The following is a 16,200-nucleotide window of genomic DNA, read 5'->3' as shown; positions in this document are numbered from 1 at the left end:
CCGCGGGGCATGCTTCGCGGAGGGGTGATCCCCGCCGCCCCGCCGCGCGTCCCGTCGCGAAAACCCGCCCCGGCCCGTCGCGCCCCACCGGTGGCGCGACGATGCCGGCCGCGGCGCGCAGGGCCCGCGCTGCCGCGGGCCCGGATGGCGGGTTCAGCCCGCCTCGGCCAGCGCGCGCTTGGCCATCACCGTCACGAGGTGCGCGCGGTATTCGGCGCTGCCGTGGATGTCGCTGTTCAGGTCGTCGGGGGACTGCTTGATCCCCGCCACCGCCTCGGCCGACCAGTTGGCCGCCAGCGCCGCTTCCATCTCCGCCTGGCGGAACACGCCGGGGCCGGCCCCGTTCACCACCACGCGCAGGCCCTTCGGCCCCTTGGCCACGAACACGCCGGTCATGACGTAGCGCGAGGCCGGGTTGCGCATCTTCGCGTAGCCGGCCTTCTCGGGGATCGGGAAGCGGATCGACACCAGCAGCTCGCCCGGCTCCAGCGCCGTGGTGAACATGCCCTGGAAGAACTCGTCCGCCTCGATGCGGCGGCGGTCGGTCACGAAGGTGGCGCCGAGGGCCAGCGCGGCCGAGGGGTAGTCCGCCGCCGGGTCGTTGTTGGCGAGGCTGCCGCCCATGGTGCCACGGTTGCGGACCTGCGTGTCGCCGAGGTTGCCGGCCATCTTGGCCAGGGCGGGAATGGCGGCCATCACCTCGGGGCTGGTGGCGATGTCGTTGTGGCGCGTCATGGCGCCGATCACGATCTCATTGCCCTCGCGCCGGATGCCCTTCAGCTCGGCGATGCCGCTCAGGTCCACCAGCGCAGCGGGGCGGTCCAGCCGGTGCTTCAGCGCGGGCAGCAGGGTCTGGCCGCCGGAGACCGGCCGGGCCTCGGGGTCGGCCAGCAGCGCCACGGCGTCGGCGATGGTGGCGGGCTTGTGGTAGCTGAAATCATACATGCGCTCGGTCCCTGGGCTCGGCGGCTCGTGCCGGCGCGGGGGCCGGCGGCTGCGCGTTTCGGATGCCGCGTGTGTCCGGCATCATGTGGGCAACCGGCCGGGCCCCGCGAGGGCGCCCGGCACGGGATTCACTCGGCGCGGGCGAGCTCCGCCACGCGGCCGTGCATCACGTCCTGCGCCGCGTCGATGGCGCGCACGATGTTGTGGTAGCCGGTGCAGCGGCACAGGTTGCCTTCCAGCCCGTGCCGGATCTCCTGCTCGCTCAGCCCCTGCGGGTGCTTCTGCACGAGGTCGATGGCCGACATCACCATGCCCGGGGTGCAGAAGCCGCACTGCAGGGCGTGGTACTCGCGGAAAGCTTCCTGCATCGGATGCAGTGTGCCGTCGGCCGCGGCCAGCCCCTCGATGGTGGTGACCTCGGCGCCCTCGGCCATCACGGCCAGCATGGTGCAGGCCTTCACGCTGTCGCCGTTCACGTGCACCACGCAGGCGCCGCACTGGCTGGTGTCGCAGCCCACATGCGTGCCGGTGAGGCGAAGCTTCTCGCGCAGCAGCTCCACGAGCAGGGTGCGGCCTTCCACCTCCACGGTGTGCGGCTTGCCGTTCACGGTCAGCGAAACCTGCGGCATCGCGCGTCTCCCCCAAAAGCATCAGGATCAGGTCGGCGGGCACCGCGGTGCCCGCGCGTCGTGCGGCAAAATCCCGCGCCCGGGTGCACCGCGTCAAGTGTCAGGTCAGTTGAGAACCATTCGCATGGATTTGCGCCGGGCGAAGCGGGTTCTCCGCTGCCGGGCGGTCGTGCAGGTGGCAAGCCGCGAGGTGCCCGGGATCGGTGGGCGCCAGCACCGGCACCTCCACCCGGCAGCGGTCGAAGGCGTAGGGGCAGCGGGTGTGGAAGCGGCAGCCGGCCGGCGGGTTGATCGGGCTGGGCACGTCGCCGCGCAGGATGATGCGCTGCCGCGCCGCCCCAGGCTGCGGCACCGGCACGGCCGACAGCAGCGCTTCGGTGTAGGGGTGCCGCGGGCTGGCGAAGATGGCGCGGCGCGGCGCCAGCTCCACGATCTGGCCCAGGTACATCACCGCCACCCGGTGCGTCATGTGCTCCACGACGGCGAGGTCGTGCGAGATGAACAGCAGCGCCAGCCCCAGCCGCGCCTGCAGGTCGCCCAGCAGGTTGACGATCTGCGCCTTGACCGACACGTCCAGCGCCGACACCGCCTCGTCGCAGATCAGCAGGTCCGGCTCGGCGGCCAGGGCGCGGGCGATGCCGATGCGCTGCCGCTGCCCGCCGGAGAATTCGTGCGGCCAGCGGTTCAGCGCGTCGCGCGGCAGGCGCACCGTGTCCATCAGCTCGAACAGCCGGCGGTCCAGCGCCTCCCGCGTCGGGGCGAGGCCGAAGTTGCGGATCGGCTCGGCCAGGGCGTCGCGCACCCGCATCCGGGGGTTGAGGCTGCTGAAGGGGTCCTGGAATACCACCTGCATGCGGCGCCGCAGCGGCCGCAGCGTGGCGGCGGGCATGGTGTCGATGCGCTGCCCGTCCAGCAGAACCTGCCCGTCCGTGAGGTCGAAGAGCCGCAGCACCGCCTTGCCCACGGTGGACTTGCCGCAGCCGGACTCACCCACCAGGGACAGGGTTTCGCCGCGGGCGATGGAGAAGCTGACGCCGTCCACGGCGTGCACCACGCCGCGGCTGCCGCCCAGCCAGCCGCCGCGCAGGGGGAAGTGCTTGCGCAGGTCGCGCACCGCTAGGATCGGGGTGCCAGTCGGCGCGGGCTCCGCCCCCGGTGCCGCGGGACGACGCATCGTGCCGGGAAACGCCGGTGCGGCCGCGCCGCTCATGCCGCCACCGCGTCGCGGTGCGCGTAGTGGCAGGCGGCGAGGTGCCCGGGCGCCTTGCCTTCCAGCGCCGGCGGCACGGCGCGGCACAGCTCGGTGGCGTGCGGGCAGCGGGAGGCAAAGACGCAGCCCTCGATGCGGGCCTTCAGGCTGGGCACCTGGCCGGGGATCTCGGCCAGCCGCGTCGCCGTGCCTTCCAGCGAGGAGCCGAGCCGCGGCACCGCGCCCAGCAGCCCCTGGGTGTAGGGATGGCGCGGGGCGCGGAACAGCGGCCCCACCGCGGCCTGCTCCACCACCCGACCGGCATACATCACGATCACCCGCTCCGCGACCTCCGCCACCACGCCGAGGTCGTGGGTGATCAGCACGATGGCCGCGCCCACCCGCTGCTTGAGGTCGCGCATCAGGTCCAGGATCTGCGCCTGGATGGTGACGTCCAGCGCGGTGGTCGGCTCGTCGGCGATCAGCAGCTTGGGGTTGCAGGCCAGGGCCATGGCGATCATCACGCGCTGCCGCATCCCGCCCGAAAGCTGGTGCGGGTATTCGCGCACCCGGCGCCGCGGCTCGGGGATGCCCACCAGGGTCAGCATCTCCACCGCCCGCGCTTCCGCGGCGCGGCCGTCCAGCCCCTGGTGCAGCCGCAGCGTTTCGCCGATCTGCCGCCCCACCGTCAGCACCGGGTTCAGCGAGGTCATCGGCTCCTGGAAGATCATGCTGATCTCGTTGCCGCGGATGGCGCGCATCTCGCGGTCGGACAGCTGCAGCAGGTCGCGCCCCTCGAAGCGGATGGCGCCGGCGATGCGGCCGGGCGGCTCGGGGATCAGGCGCAGCACGGACATGGCGGTGACGGACTTGCCGCAACCGGACTCGCCCACGATCGCCACCGTTTCGCCGGCCCGCACGGTGAAGCTGACGCCGTCCACGGCGCGGTTCACGCCGTCTGGGGTGCGGAAATGCGTTTGCAGCATCTCCACCGACAGCAGCGGCGGCGCGTCCGCGTCCATGCCGGTCACAGCCGCCGCGCCATGCGCGGGTCCAGCGCGTCGCGCAAACCGTCGCCCAGCAGGTTCACCGCCAGCACGGTGACGCTGAGGAACAGCGCGGGAAAGAACACGATATAGGGCTTCACCTGCCACAAGGCCCGGCCCTCGGCCATGATGTTGCCCCAGGAGGGGATGATCGGCGGGGTGCCGGCGCCGATGAAGCTCAGGATGGCCTCGGTGATCATGGCGGAGGCGCAGATATAGGTCGCCTGCACGGTCAGCGGCGCCAGCGTGTTGGGCAGGATGTGGCGCCACACGATGGCGGGGGTGCGGGTGCCGGCGGCCACGGCGGCGTCGATATAGGGCTGCTCGCGCAGGCTCAGCACCACGCCGCGCACCAGGCGCGACACGCGCGGCACCTCGGCCACGGTGATGGCCAGGATAACGTTGCCGACGGAACCGCGGGTCAGCGCCATCAGCGCGATGGCCAGCAGGATCGGCGGGATGCTCATCAGCCCGTCCATGATCCGCATAATGAGGCCGTCGGCCCAGCGCACGAAGCCCGACACCAGCCCGATCAGCAGCCCCGCCGCGGAAGCCAGGATCGCCACGGCGAAGCCCACCAGCAGCGACACGCGGGTGCCGTAGAGCACGCGGGAATACACGTCCCGCCCCAGCATGTCGGTGCCGAACCACCACTGTGCCGAAGGCTCGCGCGTGCGCAGCCGCGGCGCCAGGGCGGTGGGGTCGGCGGTCCAGAGCAGCGGCGCCAGTACCGCGGCCAGCAGCAGCAGCAGCAGCAGCCCGCCGCCCACCGCGATCGTGGGATGGCGGCGGACGAAGCCCAGCACGCCGCGCCGGGCGCGCACCGGCGGTAGCACGTCCGGCAAGGGGGCCGCGGCGCCGCCGCTGGGATGGTCGGACACGCCGGGCAGCGCCGGCAGGATGGCCTCGCCGCTCAATAGCGGATCCTCGGGTCGAACAGGGTGTAGAGCAGGTCCACGCCGAGGTTCACCAGCACGTAGACGAAGGAGAACAGCAGCACGACGCCCTGGATCACCGGGTAGTCGCGCCGCAGGATGGCATCCACCGTCAGCCGCCCGAGGCCGGGAATGGCGAAGACGCTTTCCGTCACCACCGCGCCGCCGATCAGCAGCGCCACGCCCAGGCCGATCACGGTGACCACCGGCACGGCGGCGTTCTTCAGGGCGTGCACGAACAGGATGCCGCGCTGGCCGACGCCCTTGGCGCGGGCGGTGCGGACGTAGTCCTGGCCCAGCACCTCCAGCATGGTGGCGCGGGTGATGCGGGCGATCAGCGCGATGTAGATGCCGCCCAGCGCCACGGCGGGCAGGATCAGGTTCTGCAGCCAGGGCCAGACCCCGCGCGCGATCGGCGTGTAGCCCTGCACCGGCAGCCATTGCAGCTCCAGCGCGAAGATATAGGCCAGGATGTAGCCCACCACGAAAACCGGGACCGAGAAGCCCAGCACCGCCAGCCCCATCACCCCGCGGTCCAGCCAGGACCCGGCCTTCCAGGCTGCCACCACGCCCAGCGGCACGGCGATGCCCACCGCCAGCACCAGCGTCAGCAGCATCAGCGACAGGGTCGGCTCGATGCGCTGGGCGATCATGGTGGACACCGGCAGGTTGGTGAAGATCGACTGGCCGAGGTCGCCCTGCCCGATGCGCCAGACCCATTCGCCGAAGCGCACCAGGAAGGGGCGGTCCAGGCCCAGCACGCCGCGGACGCGCTCCACCTCGGCCGGGGTGCACTGGTCGCCGCAGATCACCGCCGCCGGGTCGCCCGGCGAAACGTAGAGCAGCGAGAACACGAACAGCGCCACCACGGCCATCACGGGGACCGTGGCGACGATGCGCCGGAGCAGGTAGGGGAGCATCTGTGCAGGCTGCGCGGGGCGGTTGCTCAGCCCTCGCGCTTGACGTTCCAGAAGACCGGCATGCCCTTCAGCACCCCGCTCAGCCCGCGGCGATAGGCCGTGGCCTGGAAATACTGCCCCAGCGGCAGGTAGGGCACGTCCTGCAGCGCCTGGGTCTGCACCTCGGCCGCGGCCTTCTTCTGGGCGTCCAGGTCGGGGGCGTCGAACCAGGCGTCGCGCAACTCCTCCAGCCGCGGGGCGGTGGGCCAGCCGAACCAGGCCTCCGCGCCGTTGCCGCGCAGGGACTGATTGACGCCGGGGTTGAACACGTCCGTGCCGGCCCAGAAGGTGAAGAACACGTTCCAGCCGCCCTTTTCCGGGACTTCCCGGCTGGCGCGGCGCTGCACCACCGTGGTCCAGGAGGTGGACACGAAATCCACGTTCATGCCGGCCTTGCGGAACATGTCCACCCCCACCTGGGCCAGCGCGTTCAGCGAGGGCAGGTCGGAAGCGGCGATGATGGTCACCTTCTCGCCCTTGTAGCCGGCGGCGGCGAGGTCCGCCTTGACCTTGTCGTAGTCGCGCGGGGCGGTCAGAACCTCCATCCCGACATCGGTGGCCAGCGGCGTTTCCGGCGGGAAGATGCCGACATTGTCGCGCCACAGGGACCGATCCTCGCCGATCACCGCGGTCATGAAGTCGCCCTGCACCACGGCGCCGAGCAGGGCGCGGCGGATCGCCGGGTTGTTGAAGGGCGGGTGCAGGTGGTTGAAGCGGCACATCCCCATCAACCCGGTGGGGTCGGGGATCTCCAGCACCACGTTGCGGTTGGTGCGCAGCTTGGGCTGCAGGTCGGCGGTGGCCTGTTCCCACCAGTCCACCTCGCCGGCCTGCAGGGCGGCCGCGGCCGTGGCGGCATCGGGGATCACCGTCCACTCGACGCGGTCGAAATGGGCCACCTTGGGCCCGGCAGTCCAGGTCGGCGTCCCCTCCCCCCGCGGCACGTAGCCGTCGAAGCGCTGATACACGAGGCGGGAGCCCGGCACCCGCTCGTCCGCCACCCAGCGGAAGGGGCCGGAGCCCACCATCTCCGTGATCGCGGTGGCCGGGTCGGTGCGCGCCAGCCGCTCGGGCATCATGAAGCAGCAGGGGGTGGAGGGCTTGCCCAGCGCGTCGAACAGCAGCGGGAAAGGCCGCTTCAGGCGGAACACGACCGTCTTGTCGTCGGGGGCCGCGAGTTCCTCCGTCAGCGCGATCAGCCGCTGCCCCAGCGCGTCGCGGGCAGCCCAGCGGCGGATGGAAGCGACGCAGTCGCGCGCCCGCACCGGCTCGCCGTCATGCCATTTCAGCCCGTCGCGCAGGGTGATGGTGACGCGGCGGCCTTCTTCCTCCACCTGATGGCCCTGGGCCATCTGCGGCTGCGGCTTGTAGTCCTCGTCGTAGCCGTAGAGCGTGTCCCAGATCAGCAATCCGTGGTTGCGGGCGATATAGGCCGTTGACACGATGGGGTCCGCCACGCCGAGATCGGCATGCGGGACGAATTTCAGCACCCGCTGCGCCGCCGGCTGCGCCAGGGCGGGGCGGCTGAGCGGTGCCGCCAGGCCCAGGGCCGCAACCCCGCCCGCGGCGCCGAACAGAAGCTCACGACGCTGCATCCCGCATTCTCCCTGGCCCCGGAACGGGGTGAAGGAAGCGGAGCGCCGCCCGCCGTGCAAGCCCTGCCGTCGCCGGGGGCGCCGGATGCGCGGCCGCGGCACCCGGCGTGGCGGGCGCGCCGGGGCCCCGTGCCGCCGCCCCGGTGTTGCAGGAATGCCGCGCGCACGGCGGCATGGCCAGGGGTGGCGGGGGCGGGTCGCTTCCCGCTTGGCAGCCCTCCCCCGCTCCCCTATGCGTGGCCGGCATGCAGGCGACGCGATCTTGGACGGCTGCGGCCGGGCGGCCGCATGCGGTGCTGCTCGGGCAGGTGCTGCGCTTCGGCGTTGTCGGAAGCGTGGGCTTCCTGGTGGACTCCGCCGTGCTGCTGCTGACGATGCTGGCCGGGGCCGGCCCCTATGCCGGGCGGGTGCTGTCCTATCTCGCCGCGGCCAGCACCACCTGGGCGCTGAACCGCGCCTGGACCTTTCGTGCCTCCGGCGCCAGCCAGCCGGCGCGCCGGCAATGGGTCCGCTTCCTGCTGGTCAACCTCGTGGGCTTCGCGCTGAACTACGGCACCTATGCCCTGCTGGTGGCCAACGTGCCGGCGGTGGCGGCGCAGCCGGTGCTGGGGGTCGCGGCCGGGGCGCTGGTGGGCATGGGGGGCAACTTCCTGCTGTCCCGCCGCTACGTCTTCGCCCCGCTTCCCGGGGCCGCCCCGTGACCCCGCCGCCCCGCATCGCCGTGCTGGTACCCTGCCGGGACGAGGAAGCGGCCGTGTCCGGCGTGGTGGCGGGCTTCCGGGCGGCGCTGCCCGAGGCCACCGTCTACGTCTACGACAATTGCAGCACCGACGGCACCGTGGCGGTGGCGGAAGCCGCCGGCGCCGTGGTGCGGCAGGAGCCGATCCCCGGCAAGGGCAACGTGGTGCGCCGCATGTTCGCCGACGTGGAGGCCGAGATCTACGTGCTGGTGGACGGCGACGGCACCTACGATGCCGGGGCTGCCCGCGACATGGTGGAGCTGCTGCGGCGGGAACGGCTGGACATGGTCACCGCCGTGCGGGTGGACCAGGTGCAGGGCGCCTACCGCCCCGGGCACCGCCTGGGCAACCTCGTGCTGACGGGCATGGTGCGTTGGGTCTTCGGTAACCGGATCACGGATATGCTCTCCGGATACCGGGTCTTCTCGCGGCGCTTCGTGAAATCCTTTCCGGCGCTGTCCGAGGGCTTCGAGACCGAAACGGAGTTCACCGTTCATGCGCTGGAACTGCGGCTACCCGTGGGCGAGCTGCCCACGCCCTATGCCGAACGGCCGGCCGGGTCGGCCTCCAAGCTGCGGACCTATCGCGACGGGGTCCGCATCCTCCGCACCATCGTGGCGCTGATGCGCCGCGAAAAGCCGCTGCCCTTCTTCGGGGCGCTGGCCGGGCTGCTGCTGGCCGTGGCGACGCTGCTGGTGCTGCCGGTGCTGTCCACCTATCTCGCCACCGGGCTGGTGCCGCGGCTGCCGACTTTCCTGGCCGCCGTGGCGCTGGTCGTGCTTTCCTTTCTTTCGCTTGCCAGTGGGCTGATCCTCGATACGGTCACCCGTGGCCGGCGCGAGGCGAAGCGCATGGCCTACCTGGCGCTGCCAGGTTTGCCTGGCTGAGCACGAGGGGATAGTAAAATCTCGTTCCGCGAAAAAATCTCGGATCGCGCAACTTCGGCGTGCATCCAGGGGTTCCCGGGATTCGTAACTAACCCGCGATCAAGCCGCGTGGATCCGGTGGTCGGTTCCCGCGCTGGAGACGATGGATGACCCAGAACGCGACCGCGAGTACCGCGGGCGGCCCGGCGATTGCGAAGAACACGGTGCTGACGCGGGCCGTGGGTGCCTGCCGCGGAGCCTTTCTCGCGGTGGCGCTGTTCAGCGGGGTGGTGAACCTGCTGCAGCTGACCGTGTCGCTCTACATGATGCAGGTCTTCGACCGGGTGATGGCCACCCGCTCGCTGGACACGCTGTTCTGGCTCAGCCTGATCGCCATCTCGGCGGTGCTGCTGCTGGCGCTGCTGGAATATTCCCGCGGCCAGGCGATGCAGCGCTCCGCCTCCTGGATCGAATCGCGGGTGGCGCCCGAAGGTTTCCTGCGCGCCCTGGAAGCGCAGCTGCGCGGCCGCCCCTACCGGATGGAAGCACTGCGCGACCTCGGCCTGTGCCGCTCCTGGCTGGGCAGCCCCGGGGCGCTGGCGCTCTACGACGTGCCCTGGGTGCCCGTGTACCTGGGCGTGATCTTCCTGCTGCATCCCCTGCTGGGCGCGGTGGCCACCGGCGGCGCCGTGGCGCTGTTCGCCCTGACCCTGGTGAACGAGGGCACCACCTCCGCCCTGCTCAAGCGCGCCGGCACCGCCAGCATGGCCGCGCATCGCCGCACGGAAGTGCTGGCCCGCAACGCCGAGGTGATCGACAGCATGGGCATGGCCCCGGCCGTGCTGCGCGGCTGGCGCGCCTCGCTGGCCGAGGCCGCGCCGCTGCAGGAAAGCGCCGCCAACCGCGCAGCGGTGCTGGGCTCGGTGACCAAGTTCTTCCGGCTGGCCCTGCAGATCGCGATCCTCGGCCTGGGCGCCTGGCTGGTGCTGAAGCAGGAACTGACCTCGGGCGCCTCCATCGCCGGCTCCATCATCATGGGCCGGGCGCTGGCGCCGGTGGAACAGCTGATCGGCGGCTGGAAGGGGCTGGTGCAGACCCGGCAGGCGCTGACCCGCCTCAAGACCTTCCTGGGCATGCCGCGGCTGCGGCCGCCGGGCATGGTCATGCCCGAGCCCAAGGGCGAGCTGACCGCCGAGCGGCTGACCTTCATGGCCCCCAACAACGGGCAGGCGGTGATCAAGGCGCTGAACTTCCGCATCGAACCCGGCGAGAGCGTGGCGGTGATCGGCCCCTCCGGCTCGGGCAAGACCACGCTGGCGCGGCTGCTGATCGGCACGCTGGCCCCCACGGCGGGGGTGGTGCGGCTGGACGGGGCGGACGTGTCCACCTGGCTGCGCGAGGATCTCGGCCGCCACCTCGGCTACCTGCCGCAGGACGTGGAACTCTTCGAAGGCAGCGTGTTCCACAACATCGCCCGCCTGCACGAGGCCGAGCCGGAAGCGGTGTTCGAGGCCGCCCGGCTGGCCGGCTGCCACGACATCATCCTGCGCCTGCCGCAGGGCTACGACACGGAGGTCGGCGAAGGCGGCGCGCAGCTGTCCGGCGGCCAGCGCCAGCTGGTGGGGCTGGCGCGCGCCCTGTTCGGCCGGCCCAAGCTGGTGGTGCTGGACGAGCCCGACAGCAGCCTGGACGGGGATTCGGAAGCCCGGCTGCTGCTGGCGCTGAAGGAACTGAAGTCGCGCGGAACCACGGTGGTGCTGGTCAGCCACCGCCCCGTGCTGGTGCAGGGCGTGGAGAAGGTGATGGTGCTGCGCGACGGTCAGATCGATGCCTTCGGGCCGCGCCAGGAGGTGCTGAGCCGCATCATGGGCCCCCGTCCCGCGACGCTGCCCGCAGTGCGCCCGCCCGTGCCCCCGGCGACGCCCCCCGCGGCGCCCGGTAGCCGGCCGGGAGTGGCGGCATGAGCGCGACCTTTCCCCCGCTGGTGGGCCACAATGCCGGCATTCCGGCGGTGCTGCCCCGGCCCTCCATGCCGGAGTTGGTGCTGGACCTGCCGCGGCCGCGCACTCGCACGCCGATCATCATCGGCATGCTCGGCATCGCCGTGTTCGTCGGCGGCTTCGGCGCCTGGACGGCCTTTGCGCCGCTGAGCGAGGCCGCCATCGCCGCCGGCACCATCAAGGCGGAAGGCAGCCGCCGCGCGGTGCAGCACCTGGAAGGCGGCATCGTGCGCGAGATCCTGGCGCGCGACGGCGACGAGGTGAAGGCCGGGCAGGTGCTGATGCGGCTGGACGACATCCAGTCCGGCGCCAGCCTGGAATCGCTGCGCGGCTCGCGCTGGGCGCTGCTGGCGCAGGAAGCGCGCCTCGCGGCCGAGCTGGCCGGGGCCGCCGCCATCGCCTTCCCGCACGACCTGCAGACCAGCGACGACCCGCGCGCCCGGGAAGCCATGACCGGGCAGAGCATCCTGTTCAACACGCGGCTGGCCAACCTGGCCAGCCAGGTGCAGGTGCTGGAATCGCGCCTGCTGCAGCACCAGGCCACCATCGCCTCCGCCCGCGGCCAGTCCACCAGCCAGCGCCGCCAGATGGAACTGCTGCGCCGGGAGGAGAGCGACGTGCGCGCCCTGGTGGCCCAGGGCCTGGAACGCATGCCGCGACTGTTGGGCCTGCAGCGCCAGATCGCCTCGGCCGAGGGCAACCTGCTGGACCTCCAGGGCCAGATCGACCGCGCCCAGGGGCAGATTGCCGAAACCGAGCACCAGCTCCAGGGCCTGCGCGACCAGCGCCTGCAGGAAGTCTCCACCGAGGCGCGCGAGGTCCGCTCCAAGCTGACCGACGCCGAGGAACGGCTGCGCGCCGCCTCCGACGTCGCCACCCGGCGCGAAATCCTGGCGCCCGAGGACGGCACGGTGCTGAGCAGCCGCTTCTTCAACCCCGGCGCCGTGGTGCGGCCCGGCGACACGGTGCTGGAACTGGTGCCGGCGCGCGACCGGCTGGTGGCCGAGGTCCGCGTATCCCCCACCGACATCGACGTGGTGCATGCCGGCCTGCAGGCCGAGGTGCGGCTGCCCGCCTTCAAGCAGCGGCTGGTGCCCTATCTGCACGGCCACGTCACCTTCGTGGGCGGCGACGTGAACCAGGACCAGGCGCGCGGCATGGAATTCTACCGCGCCCAGATCGTGATCGACCCCGACCAGCTGCGCGCCCTGGACCACGTGTCCCTGCGGCCGGGCATGCCGGTGGAGGCGCAGATCCAGATCGGCGAGCGCTCCTTCCTGCGCTACATGCTGCAGCCGCTCTTCGACAGCTTCCACAAAGCGTTCCGCGAACAGTGAGACCCACCCCATGACCACGCTTACCACCCTGTTCGCCGACGGCGTGCTGGACGCCCAGATCCGCAACGGCGTGGCCCGGGTCACGCTGGGCCAGCTGGACGGCGAAGGGCGCGGCGTGCCCACCGGGCAGCTGGTGCTGCCGCTGGGTCAGCTGCCCTCCACCATCAACAGCCTCGTCCGGCTGTGGCAGGAATTCGAGAACCGCTCCCGCCAGGCCGCGGCCGCCGCCGCGCAGCCGGGCGCACCCGCCCCTGCCGCCGCGCCGGAACCGCCGCCCCCCGCCGGCGGCGCCTTCCGCTTCGGGCAGGAATAAGGGAGCGCGCGCTCGCTCAGGCGTAGGTGGAGGGCGCCCGCCGCGCGGCCAGGGCGTCGAGGATATCCATCTGCCGCGGTAGGCAAACCCGCCGCAGGTCGTAGAGCTCGGTGATCGTGCGGCGCGCGGCCTGGCGCAGCGCGGCGTGGCGGCCAGGGTTCTCGAGCACGGCCACCAGCCGCTCACACAGCACGGCACTGTCGTGGAAATCGGTCAGCAGCCCGTTGCGGCCGTCAGTGATGACCTCCTGCACCGGCGGCGTGGCGGAGGCCAGCAGCAGCGCGCCGCAGGCCATGGCTTCCAGCATCGACCAGGACAGCACGAAGGGCACGGTCAGGTAGACGTGCACCGCCGAGATGCGGAACAGGTTCAGCAGCGTGGCGTAGGGCACGCGGCCGGTGAAGATGACGCGCGCGGGGTCCAGCGCCCCGACCTCGCGCAGCAGCTGGTCCTTCCAGCTGCCGCCCGCTTCCGGGGACGGGCCGTAGCGCGCCTCGTCGCCCCCCACCACGACCACGCGCGCACCGGGCCGGCGGCGCAGCAGCTCCGGCAGGGCGCGCAGGAATGTCGGAAAGCCGCGATAGGGTTCCAGCCCGCGCGCGACATAGGTGACGACCTCGTCGCCGGGCTTCAGCACGCTGCCATCCGGCAGGGTGACGCGCGCCTGCGGGTCCGGGCGGCAGGTCTGCGTGTCCACGCCCTCATGCGCCAGGCTGATGCGCTGCCGGAACCAGGGCGGGAAGCGGTCGCGCTGCCACCGCGTGGGCGAGACGCCCCAGTCGGCGGCATTCATGGCCGACAGCATCGGCGCGTTCATCGCGCGCACCCGCATCGCCGTGCGCACCGTGGGGGTTTCGCCGGGCATGAAGCCCACATCGGCGCCGGTGACGCTGTAGAAGAACTCGCCGTAGAGCAGCATCGGCGCGTCGGGGAACACGTCCTTCAGGAAGATCGCGTCGCCCCAGCCGATATGGCAGGCGATCACGTCCGGCACGAAGCCGTCGCGGCGCAGCGCCAGGGCTTCCCCCGCCACCAGTTCCGCACGCTTCAGGGCGGCCATCATGTAGCGGCCGTAGCGCGCTTCCGGCGGTTCGGCCGCCGGCGCCTGGTACACGCGCAGCGTCACGCCCGCCGGCACCTCGACGTGCCGGGCGGAGATCGCCGCCACCTGCACGTCGCCCCGCGCCAGCAGGGCCGGCATCAGATGCGCGTACTGCCCGGGGAAGTTGGGGTGCACCAGCAGAACACGCACGGGATTCGGCTTCTTCCTGTAACGCGGCGGATCATGCCGGCTCTGTCCGGTGGCGCCAACGGGCGGCGCCCCGGCCACCGCGCCCCCGTGCAGCGTTCAGCCGCGCATCTGCAGCGCCAGCACGGGGTCGTCCGTGGCCATGGCGTCCACACCCAGCGCCAGCATGCGCCGGATGGCCGGCGCGTGGTTGGCCGCCCAGACGCCGACGCGCAGCCCGGCGGCGCGCAGCGTCGCCAGCAGCTCCGTGTCCATCGCGGCCTCATGCGTTTCCACCATCCCCAGCCCATGCGCCCGGGCCACGGCGACCACGCCGTGCTGGCCGATCTGCTGCAGCAGCGACGCCTCGAACAGCCAGGCGACGTGGTCCAGCCCGCCCGCGGCCTGCGCTGCCGCGGCGGTGCCGGCGTGGAAGGCGATGATGCCGCAGCGCGCGCGCATCCCCGCCGCGTCCAGCACCGCCAGGCTGTGGTCCAGAAGCGCCGGCGGCGGTGCGCCCTGCGGCCCGGACTTGACCTCCACCTGCAGCCGCAGCGGCGAGTCGCGCAGGGTCGCAGCGACCTCGGCCAGCAAAGGAACGCGATATTCCCCGGCACCGCGCAATCGATAGCTGCAAAGCTCCCGCGCCGTATGAACCGACAATGGTCCCCGCGCTTCCGTGGTACGCTCCAGCACGGCATCGTGATGAACCACGGGGATGCCGTCCGCCGAAAGATGCACATCGCACTCGGCCATCTCCAGCGGCAGTTCCGCCGAACGCCGGAAGGCGAGCAGGCTGTTCTCGGGCCACAGAAAGGCCCCGCCGCGGTGGCTGATGATCTGGACCGGCATCTTCTTCCGCCTCCTGAGACGATGTCTCAAATCAGAGTTGTTGGTTTTATGGCCGACCGGCGCATATGGTGCGGCCCGTTGTTGGAAAGCGGAGCGAGCCTCCATGCCCCTTTGCCTCGTGTTGCACGACCTGCCAGCCGGCGGGACGGAGGTGCTGGAAGCGGCGATCTGGGAACTCTCCGAGAGCCACTGGACGCCCATGGCCAACGCGTTGCTGGTGTCGAGCGACCTGTCGGTGGACTACATCTCCAGCCATCTCACCCGGGCGCTGCGCCGGGAGAACATCGGCGGCACGGTGCTGGTGATGCGCGCGGAATCCCGCGTGGTGGCCGAGGGTGTGTCGCCCGAGGCGGTGGCCTGGCTGCACGAGCAAGGGCGGCTGGAACCCGCGGGCGCCGCCATCAACTGAGCCGGCCCGCAGCAGCAGGAAGCGCCCCGCCGGCCCGGCACGAACCGTGCCTCACGGCAGCGCGGCCAGCCGTTCCCCCAGCAGGGCGAAGAACCCGTCCGCATCCAGCGTTTCCGCCAGCCGCACATTGGCCGGCGCCCCCCAGCGGTCCCAGCGGTCCCAGCGGTCCCAGCGGTCCAGATGCGTGCGGCCGCGCCCCGGCCCTTCGCCGCATTCCACCCGCGCCGCGACCTCCCGCACCGCGAGGAGCTCCGGCCTGACGGCCAGCGCCACGGCGCAGGGGTCGTGCAGCGGAAAGCCCGCAAAGCCGAAGCGGCGCGAGGTCGGCACCGCCGCCAGGATGTCGCAGGCCGCGCCCAGGCAGCGCCCCTCGCCGCGGGCGCGCAGGGCGGCCAGCCGCTCCGGCGTCACGAAGGCCTGGGCGGTGAGGTCCAGCGTCACCAGCGACACCGGCAGCCCGGCCGCCAGCAGCATCGCCAGCGCCTCGGGGTCGGAGGCGGCATTGAACTCGGCGCCTGGGGTGATGTTGCCCTCCCCCCAGGCGCCGGTCATCAGGATGATCTCGCGCACCCGGTCGGCCAGCGCCGGCTCGGTGGCGAAGACCAGGGCGAGGTTGGTGGCGGGCCCCAGGCCGATCAGCGTCGCCTCGCCCGGCCCGGCGCGGCGCAACAGGTCGCGGATCGCGTCGGAGGCCACGCCGGGGGCGGCCGGCGGCCCTTCGGGCAGGGTGATGCCGCCGATGCCGTTGGCGGCGTGCACCCGGGTTTCGCTGACATAGCGGCCCAGCAGCGGCCGATCCGCGCCGCCCACCACCGGCACCGGCAGGCCGGCCAGCCCTACCACGGCGCGGGCATTGGCCAGGGTCAGCTCCAGCCCGACATTGCCGCCCGCCACCGTCACCAGCCGCACATCCAGCTCCGGCGAACCCAGGGCGAGCCAGAGCGCCAGCGCGTCATCCGTGCCGGGATCGCAGTCGATCACGGTGAGGCGGCCGGTCATGCCGGCAGGGCTCCGGCCGCCCCGCGGGGATCGCCGGCCGGGCGAACCGGCGGCGACGGGGTGGAACCGGGACCGGCGAGGTCGTCGGGGCTGGGCATGGAAACGGCTCTCGCTGTGCTTGCGTTCCGGGGCGGCGCGGATCATGCCAGGGACGCCTT

Annotated in this window: 16 protein-coding genes; 6 read left to right on the top strand and 10 right to left on the bottom strand. The window is 72.2% G+C overall.

Going from position 1 to position 16,200, the window contains the following annotated elements; translation table 11 throughout:
* Positions 1 to 153 precede the first annotated feature (153 nt).
* The 7 genes from ACLIBK_RS00455 to ACLIBK_RS00425 all read right to left on the bottom strand — a co-directional run bounded on the left by ACLIBK_RS00455 (position 154) and on the right by ACLIBK_RS00425 (position 7,298).
* The gene (locus tag ACLIBK_RS00455; RefSeq protein WP_415385236.1) at positions 154 to 945 is read right to left on the bottom strand and encodes an FAD binding domain-containing protein; all 792 of its coding nucleotides are present in this window, start codon (positions 943 to 945) and stop codon (positions 154 to 156) included.
* Between the two features lie 128 nt (positions 946 to 1,073).
* On the bottom strand, positions 1,074 to 1,574 hold the full coding sequence (locus ACLIBK_RS00450; protein ID WP_415385235.1) for a (2Fe-2S)-binding protein: 501 nt from the start codon (positions 1,572 to 1,574) through the stop codon (positions 1,074 to 1,076).
* Positions 1,575 to 1,674: 100 nt separating this feature from the next.
* The gene (locus ACLIBK_RS00445; protein WP_415385554.1) at positions 1,675 to 2,748 is read right to left on the bottom strand and encodes an ABC transporter ATP-binding protein; all 1,074 of its coding nucleotides are present in this window, start codon (positions 2,746 to 2,748) and stop codon (positions 1,675 to 1,677) included.
* 32 nt (positions 2,749 to 2,780) lie between these two features.
* On the bottom strand, positions 2,781 to 3,785 hold the full coding sequence (locus tag ACLIBK_RS00440; RefSeq protein ID WP_415385234.1) for an ABC transporter ATP-binding protein: 1,005 nt from the start codon (positions 3,783 to 3,785) through the stop codon (positions 2,781 to 2,783).
* A 5-nt stretch (positions 3,786 to 3,790) separates the two neighbouring features.
* A complete protein-coding gene (locus ACLIBK_RS00435; RefSeq protein ID WP_415385233.1) occupies positions 3,791 to 4,726 on the bottom strand; it encodes an ABC transporter permease in 936 nt (311 codons plus the stop codon).
* Positions 4,723 to 5,664, bottom strand: coding sequence for an ABC transporter permease (locus ACLIBK_RS00430; protein ID WP_415385232.1), 942 nt, complete (start codon positions 5,662 to 5,664; stop codon positions 4,723 to 4,725). The genes ACLIBK_RS00435 and ACLIBK_RS00430 overlap by 4 nt, the downstream gene beginning before the upstream one ends.
* 26 nt (positions 5,665 to 5,690) lie before the next feature.
* Positions 5,691 to 7,298: an ABC transporter substrate-binding protein gene (locus ACLIBK_RS00425; RefSeq protein WP_415385231.1), complete on the bottom strand. Its 1,608-nt coding sequence runs from the start codon at positions 7,296 to 7,298 to the stop codon at positions 5,691 to 5,693.
* Between the two features lie 245 nt (positions 7,299 to 7,543).
* Between ACLIBK_RS00425 and ACLIBK_RS00420 the strand changes: the two genes are divergently transcribed.
* The 5 genes from ACLIBK_RS00420 to ACLIBK_RS00400 all read left to right on the top strand — a co-directional run bounded on the left by ACLIBK_RS00420 (position 7,544) and on the right by ACLIBK_RS00400 (position 12,554).
* Complete coding sequence (locus tag ACLIBK_RS00420; protein WP_415385230.1) at positions 7,544 to 7,999, top strand: GtrA family protein; 456 nt, start codon at positions 7,544 to 7,546, stop codon at positions 7,997 to 7,999.
* Positions 7,996 to 8,925 carry a glycosyltransferase gene (locus ACLIBK_RS00415; RefSeq protein WP_415385229.1) on the top strand — a complete coding sequence of 310 codons (930 nt, stop codon included), beginning with the start codon at positions 7,996 to 7,998 and terminating at the stop codon, positions 8,923 to 8,925. Before ACLIBK_RS00420 ends, ACLIBK_RS00415 begins: the two co-directional genes overlap by 4 nt.
* Positions 8,926 to 9,071: 146 nt before the next feature.
* Positions 9,072 to 10,868, top strand: a complete 1,797-nt coding sequence (locus ACLIBK_RS00410) for a type I secretion system permease/ATPase (protein ID WP_415385228.1) — start codon at positions 9,072 to 9,074, stop codon at positions 10,866 to 10,868.
* Positions 10,865 to 12,241: an HlyD family type I secretion periplasmic adaptor subunit gene (locus ACLIBK_RS00405; protein ID WP_415385227.1), complete on the top strand. Its 1,377-nt coding sequence runs from the start codon at positions 10,865 to 10,867 to the stop codon at positions 12,239 to 12,241. Before ACLIBK_RS00410 ends, ACLIBK_RS00405 begins: the two co-directional genes overlap by 4 nt.
* Positions 12,242 to 12,251: 10 nt before the next feature.
* Positions 12,252 to 12,554, top strand: coding sequence for a hypothetical protein (locus tag ACLIBK_RS00400; protein WP_415385226.1), 303 nt, complete (start codon positions 12,252 to 12,254; stop codon positions 12,552 to 12,554).
* A gap of 16 nt (positions 12,555 to 12,570) precedes the next feature.
* On the opposite strand, the gene ACLIBK_RS00395 is transcribed toward ACLIBK_RS00400, so the two are convergent.
* Positions 12,571 to 13,806, bottom strand: a complete 1,236-nt coding sequence (locus ACLIBK_RS00395) for a glycosyltransferase (RefSeq protein ID WP_415385225.1) — start codon at positions 13,804 to 13,806, stop codon at positions 12,571 to 12,573.
* Between the two features lie 96 nt (positions 13,807 to 13,902).
* Positions 13,903 to 14,634 carry a glycerophosphodiester phosphodiesterase gene (locus ACLIBK_RS00390; protein WP_415385224.1) on the bottom strand — a complete coding sequence of 244 codons (732 nt, stop codon included), beginning with the start codon at positions 14,632 to 14,634 and terminating at the stop codon, positions 13,903 to 13,905.
* 103 nt (positions 14,635 to 14,737) lie between these two features.
* Between ACLIBK_RS00390 and ACLIBK_RS00385 the strand changes: the two genes are divergently transcribed.
* Entirely contained in the window at positions 14,738 to 15,043 is a 306-nt protein-coding gene (locus ACLIBK_RS00385) for a hypothetical protein (RefSeq protein WP_415385223.1), read from the top strand.
* A gap of 51 nt (positions 15,044 to 15,094) precedes the next feature.
* Here ACLIBK_RS00385 and ACLIBK_RS00380 read toward each other — a convergent pair whose 3' ends face one another.
* A complete protein-coding gene (locus ACLIBK_RS00380) occupies positions 15,095 to 16,042 on the bottom strand; it encodes a nucleoside hydrolase (protein ID WP_415385222.1) in 948 nt (315 codons plus the stop codon).
* Positions 16,043 to 16,200 lie beyond the last annotated feature (158 nt).

This window comes from Roseomonas sp. BN140053 (genome assembly GCF_047690175.1).
Taxonomy (GTDB): domain Bacteria; phylum Pseudomonadota; class Alphaproteobacteria; order Acetobacterales; family Acetobacteraceae; genus Roseomonas.
This window is presented reverse-complemented; position numbering and strand designations above follow the sequence as displayed.